Annotated in this window: 7 protein-coding genes; 6 read left to right on the top strand and 1 reads right to left on the bottom strand. The window is 45.7% G+C overall.

Annotation, left to right across the window (positions count from 1 at the left end; translation table 11 throughout):
• Positions 1–204: 204 nt before the first annotated feature.
• Positions 205–2,211 carry a DUF5054 domain-containing protein gene (locus FHS19_RS29655; RefSeq protein ID WP_183586067.1) on the top strand — a complete coding sequence of 669 codons (2,007 nt, stop codon included), beginning with the start codon at positions 205–207 and terminating at the stop codon, positions 2,209–2,211.
• Positions 2,212–2,280: 69 nt separating this feature from the next.
• Here FHS19_RS29655 and hcp read toward each other — a convergent pair whose 3' ends face one another.
• Positions 2,281–3,969 carry a hydroxylamine reductase gene (gene hcp / locus FHS19_RS29650; RefSeq protein ID WP_183586065.1) on the bottom strand — a complete coding sequence of 563 codons (1,689 nt, stop codon included), beginning with the start codon at positions 3,967–3,969 and terminating at the stop codon, positions 2,281–2,283.
• A gap of 485 nt (positions 3,970–4,454) precedes the next feature.
• Between hcp and FHS19_RS29645 the strand changes: the two genes are divergently transcribed.
• From FHS19_RS29645 to FHS19_RS29625, 5 genes are all read left to right on the top strand, one after another.
• Complete coding sequence (locus FHS19_RS29645) at positions 4,455–5,024, top strand: SF0329 family protein (protein WP_183586063.1); 570 nt, start codon at positions 4,455–4,457, stop codon at positions 5,022–5,024.
• A 193-nt stretch (positions 5,025–5,217) separates the two neighbouring features.
• A complete protein-coding gene (locus FHS19_RS29640) occupies positions 5,218–6,399 on the top strand; it encodes a DUF4317 domain-containing protein (RefSeq protein WP_183586061.1) in 1,182 nt (393 codons plus the stop codon).
• A 261-nt stretch (positions 6,400–6,660) separates the two neighbouring features.
• Positions 6,661–7,434, top strand: coding sequence for an SDR family NAD(P)-dependent oxidoreductase (locus FHS19_RS29635; protein ID WP_183586059.1), 774 nt, complete (start codon positions 6,661–6,663; stop codon positions 7,432–7,434).
• A gap of 23 nt (positions 7,435–7,457) precedes the next feature.
• Entirely contained in the window at positions 7,458–8,363 is a 906-nt protein-coding gene (locus FHS19_RS29630; protein ID WP_183586057.1) for a fumarylacetoacetate hydrolase family protein, read from the top strand.
• A 171-nt stretch (positions 8,364–8,534) separates the two neighbouring features.
• The gene (locus FHS19_RS29625) at positions 8,535–9,188 is read left to right on the top strand and encodes a GntR family transcriptional regulator (RefSeq protein ID WP_246426888.1); all 654 of its coding nucleotides are present in this window, start codon (positions 8,535–8,537) and stop codon (positions 9,186–9,188) included.
• Positions 9,189–9,286 lie beyond the last annotated feature (98 nt).

The raw sequence follows: 9,286 nt of genomic DNA, 5'->3' as shown, positions 1-9,286 counted from the left end.
CTTATTGAAGTAACCGGAGCAACAGCGCCGGTACGATGATCATTTATTCATCATCATGTCCACACCATACAAAATGTTGTCTCGTTCGTTCAAAGAATGATGTCGTTTGGGCGTTTATCATATCAGATGACACGATCAAAAATTCGTTTTCTTGTTAGTAGATATTCACGACGTATGATGACTAAGAAAGGCGTGATGATAGACATGAAAAAAATCTATGTGGTGAACAAAACTCATTTGGACATTGGTTTTACCGATTTAGCAGAAAATGTCCTGCACAAGTATTGCCATGATTACATTCAAAACGCAATCACTTTAGCTGAAGACTTAAGAAAAGAGGGCAAAGACTTTGTTTGGACAACAGGCAGCTTTATTATTGAATATTACTTCAAAACCATGGATGAAGAAGCTTGTAAAAAGCTGGACGACGCCATAAAGAAAGGTTACATACGCTGGCACGCCATCCCGTGTACGTTTCACTCTGAAGCGATGACACCTCAAACCTTACATTACATCATTTCCATCTCAAAAAAGTTAGATGCTCGTTATGGATACAAAACAACAAGCGCAAAGATGACGGACGTCCCAGGACATACGATCGGGATTGTTGATGAGTTATATCGTCAAGGAATTAAATTCCTGCACATTGGTGTAAATGGCTCGAGCTCCATTCCAGAAGTTCCGGATACTTTTCTATGGAAGCATGGCGAAAGTGAGATCATTGTCTCTTATTCAGACGACTATGGCGGCGTCATCGGAGTGGATTGCATGGATAACAAGCTGGCGTTTATGCACACTCATGATAATAGTGGTCCAGGAACTCAAGAGAAAATTAACGCTTACTTGTCAAAAATGGCCAATGAGTATCCAGACTATGAGCTTGAAATGACTTCCATGGATCCGTTTGCCAATGAACTTTGGGAAGTACGTGACCAACTGCCCGTGATTACAGAGGAGATTGGGGACACATGGATTCACGGAACGATGTCTGATCCGAAAATCATTCGTGATTACCGGATTTTAACGAATTACATGTCTGATCACCAAATAGAAAATGATGATGCTAATTTCTACGCGATGTTAGTTCCAGAGCATACTTGGGGAATGGATATCAAACGCTATTTCAGTGACTATATGAATTATGAAAAGAAAGACTTCCAGCGAGCGCGCAGTTTAGACCAAATTACCGATGCTGATTTAACCTACGCTTATGGCATTGTTAAAGATGCAACGGTTGGCGAAATGAAATTCACCTATAATGAGTGGACGGATCGTTCGTACAAATTTTATGAGTCTTCCTGGAAAGAACAACGCAAGAACATTGATCGTGCAATCGCTTGTTTGGAGCCTGAAGATCAACATCACATTAAAAAACGGATCGAAGTTCCCTATCATATCTTTGAAAACCAAGGGATTGAATGTGGTTTGGAAGAATTGATTTCGATCAACGGGTATCAAGTGATGTTTGCTAGCGATGGTTCGATCAACCATTTAGAAAAGGATGGAATCCTTTACTTTGATCAGGACAACAAACTCGGGGTGCTGAGCTATACCATTGCCGGGCAAAATGACTATGATAATCTGCGTTACAACTATTTGCGTGAATTGCAGCATAATTGGTGGGCCATCGACTTCTTAAAGCCGGGAATGGAAATTCAAAAACGCATTCAATGGAATGAACATTTCACACCACATGTTATTAAATTAGTTAAGGAAAATGATTCGATGATTGCCACTTTAAAGTATAGCCAAAGAGCTGTGGAGGAGTATGGTGCTCCAAGAGTGGTAAAGGTTAAATATCAATTTGGAGATAAAGTTGAAATTGCCCTTTTATTACAGGATAAAGATGCCATTCGTTATCCGGAAATTTATTCTTTTGACATGACACCACGTTTGAATTCACCGTACTTAACGAAGATTCGTAAAATGGATACCGTTATTTCACCTTTTGAAGTGGTAAGTCACGGAAATAAGCTGCAGCACATGATTGAAGAGTTAATTTACGATGGCAGCGATAAAAAAATCAATATAAAACCTATTGATGCCCCACTGCTGGGAATCGGAACCAATAACAATCTAAGTTATAACAACAAATACCATCCAGACAACCATAAATTTACGTTTACACTATTGAACACCACATGGGGAACGAATTTCACGATGTGGTATGAAGAAGATATTTTCGCTCGTTTTGAGTTAGTGCTGGGATAAAAAGTCTAAAAGAAAAGAAGACAACAGGATCCTCCTGTGTGTCTTCTTTTTGGTGTTTAGATGCAGAAATCAGGCACCCAGGAACATGTTCATGTCATCTTCCACATTGGTAATGCCGCCGATCCCGAAGTTGTCCACGAGGACCTTGGCCACGTTAGGTGACAGGAATGCAGGAAGCGTAGGGCCAAGGTGGATATTTTTGACGCCAAGATAAAGCAGGGCAAGCAGCACGATCACCGCTTTTTGCTCGTACCAGGCGATGTTGTAGGAAATCGGCAGTTCGTTGATATCCTCAAGGCCGAATACTTCTTTCAGCTTTAATGCAATGACGACCAGGGAGTAGGAATCATTGCATTGCCCGGCGTCCAGAACCCGCGGAATACCGCCGATTTCACCCAGATCCAGCTTATTGTATTTGTATTTGGCACAGCCTGCGGTCAGGATGACCGTGTCCTGTGGAAGTTCAGCCGCAAAATCGGTGTAATAATTCCGGGATTTCATCCGTCCATCGCAGCCGGCCATGACGAAGAATCGGCGGATCGCGCCGGATTTCACGGCATCGACGACTTGGTCGGCCACGTTCATCACAGCCGCATGGGCGAAGCCGCCGATGATCTCACCGGTTTCAAGCTCTGTTGGAGCCGGGCACCCTTTTGCTTGCTCGATCAGTGCGGAGAAGTCCTTGGCAGCTCCGTCCGCTGCCTCCGGGATATGGCGAACACCCGGAAAGCCGGTATTGCCCGTCGTATAAATACGGTCCTTATAACTGTCCTTCGGCGGAATGATACAGTTGGTCGTCATCAGAATCGGCCCGTTAAAAGACGCAAATTCGCTATTCTGCTTCCACCAGGCATTTCCGTAATTGCCTACAAAATGCTCATATTTTTTGAAAGCCGGATAATAGTGGGCAGGCAGCATTTCACTATGCGTGTACACGTCCACGCCGGTTCCTTCCGTCTGCTTCAGCAGCTCCTCCAAATCCTTCAGGTCGTGGCCGCTGATGAGAATGCCGGGCCGGTCTCGAACCCCGATATTGACCTTCGTAATCTCCGGATGTCCGTACACGGATGTGTTCGCTTCGTCCAGCATCGCCATGGCGGTTACGCCGTATTTGCCGGTTTCCATCGTCAAAGCGACCAGATCCGGCACCTCAAGGCTGTCGTCCAGCGTAGCCGCAAGCGCACGGCGCATAAATCGGTTCAATTCGATGTCGTCTCGCTCCAGATGAAGCGCGTGGTACGTATACGCAGCCATTCCCTTCAAGCCGTACGTAATTAATTCACGCAGCGAGCGGATGTCTTCGTTGCGGGTGGAGAGAACACCAACCGTACGCGCTTTTTCATCCATTGCGGTTTCATGATCCGCTTCCCAGACAGCAGCATCCGGGAGATGAGCCGTTCCTTCCGGATATTGTTCGTTATAATAGGCGCGCACCTCGCCGCGGAGCGCGATCGCTTCCCGGATTCTCCCCACAAAAACCTCGTGGTCAAAGTTGGCGTTCGTAATGGTTGCAAACAAGGAGTCCATGATAAACAGCGATACGCGCTGTTCCAGCCCTTCCGGCAGCCGGACATCCAGACTGAGATAAGAGATCCCTTTCAGCAGATAAATCAGCAAATCCTGCAGGTTCGCCACGTCATGCGGTTTGCCGCATACGCCGACTAGGGTGCAGCCTGTTCCTTTGGATGCTTCCTGGCATTGAAAGCAGAACATGGACGGCTGATGATTCAAGGACGGCTCTGTCGCGTTGTTACTCATGATTCTCCCCCGTTTCGTGAGTGATTGGTCGTTCAGGTCAACATACTTCCGCGTTGTCATTGGTCTGTCAGAAACAGTATACTCCGCTGCGATCACCGAAAAAGTGATAAAAGTCACTAAAGGACAGAGAAACATGACGCACGATCCCGAGGCGAAGAACAAACGGGTACCGTTCGGCAACTGGCTGAAATATATGGGCAGATCAATATACCTGCCTCAAGGGAGAAAATATAGAAAATATAGAATTGCCTGGCGAATTTGAAAAAAAAAGTGAAGCGGCGTTGGTCGATTTTGTTGCGAGGGACCTCGATGATATGTTCCGGTTCGTACTGATAGAAGTGTGACACCGAAACGAAGGAAAATGGCCGTGCAGACGTTATGGGTTGTTTTTTAGCAGGAGGTTATTCATACTGAACAGAGGCGCAATGAAACGAAATAGTATTTTTCAAAAAAAGAAAACCTGGTTTGAGAATATAGGAGGAACCATGTCCTGGAGTAAATTGAAGCAGCAGCTGGAGAGTTTTCTCAGTCCTGCGTTAGTTGGAAGGGTTGAATACCGTGCAACGGGTTATCGTTATTTGCCTGATAAAGCAGGGCTTTGTTATATTTCGGTAGATAAAAAGGACGTCCTCCGAATGAATGATAAAGCGAGTCCAATCCGGTGGTATCAGACGGAGCTGGAAATTAAGAATGACCCCGATATCCAGATTCCGATCAGCGCTGAAGAAATGGAAGCGGTCCGAAAGGATACCAAGGGGACCGTTCCGGAGGATCGTCTAAAAGTCATTGCCAGAAACCGAAAGATAACAGGATATGCCAAGGAGCTTATGTCAGCACAGGCTTCATTAAGTAAATCCAATTTTGTCGCTCTAGCTAATCAATTTTTATCTACTTCTATAGAAGAAAGCATGGAGAGCAAAGATATCTTATTGAATATTCTGGCTTTGGTGGACAGACGCGTTGGGAAAAAGCGGATTTTGAACATGTCCGAGAAAATGAAGTTAAAGCATCCTGTTGTGCAGTATTTTTATGAGCTGCGGCGTAGCACGTGTTGAATATTAATAACTTTCGTTGTTGACGAAAACCCCTTTTATATCGATTGAACTAAAGTTTGGCATCGAACTTCCTGTTATGACCGTCCGATCGCGGCCTACAACAATGCTTTAGTTCATTCTGTATAGCGAAGGGTTTTTGTTTCGTTTATACTGATATAGCCAATTTTACTTTCTAGGAGTTGTCTGACGAACTATGAACAAGAAAGAAATCGCGCACATTCGCAAGCAGTTTAAGCTGGATAATGAATTGATGAAGATTTTCGATATTCTGAACGTGTACATTATGAAAGAAACGAACGAGATTTATCATTGGGAGCGGAATCCCTTTGAGTTAGTGGACCGGGAGAAGCAGGAGCTGTACATGGGCAATTTCAAAAAGCTGCTGACCGGTGAATTGGATCATAAGCTGTTCGAGCTTAAGTTTCAGGATGAAGCGGAGGACCCTTCGAAGGTGCTGCTTCACCAAGCGATCCAGACGGGAGATCCGGAGGAGTGGCAGGATCTGATGATGCTGCTCGTGAACAAAATGTTGGCGGACACGACGTATGAACGGGATACGGTCATCACGTTCGTACGCGGACAATACTACCGGCCGACCAAGGCGAGGAATGATGAAGCGGAGGAGACCGGGAACGACGAAGTGTTCGGGCATCCGTTCATCCTATGCAGCGTGAACTCTACGGAGAAGCAGCGGAAGGCGCTCTTGTTCGACTATGTGGAGAGAGAGTTTAAGTACAATGTTATTGTCGATCCGATTATCAAGCTCAGCACTCCGGAGCAAGGGTTTTTCTATCCCAGCGTGACGGACAATTATTCCGACGTGAACCGGGTTCTCTATGCTACAGGGAAATCGAATGATCCGAATGAGCGGTTCATCTCTGATGTGTTGAATGCGGAACGGTCTGTGACGGCCATGGAAGAGCGAGAGATTTTTGAAGACATCGTGAAGGAAGTGGCGGGTGAACAGCTGGACTCAGCCACGATCGCACATGTGTACGAGGAGATCCACCAAGTGATTGAATCCCACCAGGATGAGGAAGAACCGGCGAAGCTGGATTATACCGATGTGGAACGCGTGCTGACCGCAAGCGGCGTGGATAACGTGACCAAGGAAGCAGTGGAACGGGCGTTTGAGACCATCGTTGACGATAAGAACTATGAATTGAAGGCGAACAGTGTGATCCCGAAATTCACATCCAAATCGATCAAGATCGAAACCAAGGTAGCCACGATTACGATCAGTCCACAGGATTTAAGGTATATCAAACAGGTGAGCTTTCAAGGCAAACGCTGCATCATGATTGAGGTTGACGAAGATGCTGTTATCGAGGGCTTTACGCTGACCACGGAGACGTTATTGGAAAAGGCGGATTGAAGGGGTAAGAGCTTTTGAACTGGATTTTGTATATATCATACTAGTGATTTAGGGAGATGCTCCCCTTACGATGAGTGAGGGGAGTTTTTTATGTTTGCCCGAAGCAAATCGTTCCAGGTCAATTCGCATTGAACCGTGTAATTTTTTTCTATGAAGAGAAGGATTGGTGTACTGAAATAGAGAACGTGATATTAGATTCATCAGCTTATTCCCGGGTCAGCGATTGTTTTAGGCGAAGAAAATTGAATAGGAGGAGTCAAAATGAGACTGGCAGGAAAAATAGCGCTTATTACGGGTTCCGGATCCGGAATCGGAAAAGCTGCGGCACTGCTCTTTGCCCAAGAAGGGGCAACGGTGATTGTCAACGACCTGGATGCGCAGAAGGGAGAAGAAACCGTACAGGAAATCGTTGGAATGGGTAGTAAAGGGATATTCATACAAGCGGATGTGACGGATCCGGCCTCAGTCCAAGCGATGGTGGAGCAGACTATTGCTGCTTTCGGCCATATCGATGTTCTGTTCAATAATGCCGGAATTAGCGGGGTCGGGGCTTTGCATGAGGTTGAACCGGATGTATGGGACCGGGTGATGAGCGTGAATATTCGCGGCGTTTACTTGCCAAGCAAATATGCACTGCCTCATATGATGCAGCGCAAATCGGGTTCTATCATTAATATGTCATCGTGCATTGCGGAAATCGGTTTGGCGAAGCGCGCTTCCTATTCGGCGACGAAAGGTGCTGTTTTGGCACTGACGAAATCGATGCAGGTAGACTATGCGCCTTATGATATTCGTGTCAATGCGCTGCTCCCCGGAACCATTCTGACACCCTTTGTGGAGAATTATTTAAATAACAGCTACGAGAATCCCGAAGCTGCGATAGAGTCCCTTAAAAAACGCCAGCTTAGCGGCGAACTGGGCAGACCGGAAGATGTCGCTAAAGCGGCTTTGTTCCTTGCCTCGGATGAATCGAAGCTTATGATGGGCTCTCCGCTGTATATCGATGGCGGCGTCGTATTCGGCAAGAATGCTTAACATTTTATTAGGAGGGTGATCTCTTGAAATTACTAACGTTTATTCATAATGACCAATATCGGCTTGGAGTGAAAACGGATGATGGAGTCCTGGATGTCCTAGGGGCGCTATCCTTGATCCCATCTGAAAAGGCGATTCCGACAACGATCCATGAGGTGCTGGATGGCGGAGATAAAGCACTGGCTGCCCTTGGCGAATATGTGGATCATGTGCTGCAATTCGATGATGTAATCCGCACTTATATGCTGCAGGAGTCGTCACTAACGCTAGGGCCCTGCGTGACACACCCGAATAAAATCATCTGTGTAGGCTTGAATTACCGGAAGCATGCGGAAGAAACGAATGCACCGATTCCGGAATACCCGATTCTTTTTAATAAATTTAACAACACCCTGGCAGGAGCCGGCGAACTGATTCCGCTTCCGAAAGTTTCGCAGAAAGTAGATTATGAGGCAGAACTGGTCATCGTCATGGGCAAAACGGCCAAGTATATTTCCAAAGAAAACGCACTTTCCCATGTATTCGGGTACTGCAATGTGAATGATTTATCCGCACGTGATTTGCAGCTTCGCACCCATCAGTGGCTGCTCGGCAAATCCTGCGATAAATTTTCGCCTTTGGGGCCGTATTTGGTCACGGCGGATGAAGTAGGCAATCCGAATGATCTGGATATTCAATGCCTTGTCAATGGAGAAGTGCGTCAGCATTCCAATACGTCGGATATGATCTTTTACTGCGATGAGATCGTCAGCTATATTTCCCAGCATATGACCCTTGTTCCCGGCGATATTATTTTGACTGGAACGCCGGAAGGAGTTGTGCTCGGTTATCCCCCAGAGCAGCAGGTGTATCTGAAAGACGGCGATCAAGTCACCATACAAATCGAAAAGCTGGGCTCCATCACCAATACGATGGTAGCCGAGTCGTAAATATCCGTAAAGGTTCGTGTTCAAAAAGGTCGGTTTTCAGCACCGAAGCTATGCATCCAATGTGCGTTTTTTAAAACGCTTGGATTGGGTGTATTTCCCATTGCAATCGTACATTTCATATATGATACATGATATACTTGGGGCAACTCGTAAAAAATGGAGATGAGCCCCTTGGCAGATAAACGATTGAGCCGCTATGTTTTAACGGATGAACTTTATGGTTTGTTGAAGCAAAAAATCCTGTCCCATGACATATCCGCAGGAAACAAAATCAATATCGATCAATTAGCGAGAGATTTGGGCGTCAGCAATATCCCCATTCGAGAGGCATTGTTCCGCTTGGCTTCCGATGGATTTGTCAAAGTCGTACCGTTTAAAGGGATGTATGTCGCAGAAATGAACATGACGGATATCGACGAAATCTTCGAAATTCGTTTTGCATTAGAAGAACTTGCTGTTCGAAAGGCTGCTCCGCATATCCCCAAGTTCCGACTCGAACAAATTCTGCAAGAGCTCGATGCGGTTGAACAAATGTGGGAAGCGAGCCACGAAGAGAATGTCATCTCCAAGATGAACCATGATCTGCATGGAACGATATTTGCTTATGCAGGTAATGAGAACCTGAAACAGATGGTCACGGCTTTAATCGAACGGGTTCACCGTTACTTGAACTTGGTCCATTACAAGATCGACATGAACGCGGAGATTGCAGAACATCGAAGAATCGTGTTAGCTTTGCTCGAGAAGGATACAGAAAAAGCCGTAGAAGCTTCCAGAATCCATCTACACCAGGCATATCAACGGTTGCGAGACAATTTCAAGTAACTTCCATATTCCGCTTTACACTATAAATCGTGTATGATATTATTCAAAATAAATCATACACGATTTATGGTTTTGAATGCGATTACATAATAGCGGAG

It is taken from the genome of Paenibacillus rhizosphaerae, assembly GCF_014192015.1.
GTDB lineage: Bacteria > Bacillota > Bacilli > Paenibacillales > Paenibacillaceae > Paenibacillus_AQ > Paenibacillus_AQ rhizosphaerae.
This window is presented reverse-complemented; position numbering and strand designations above follow the sequence as displayed.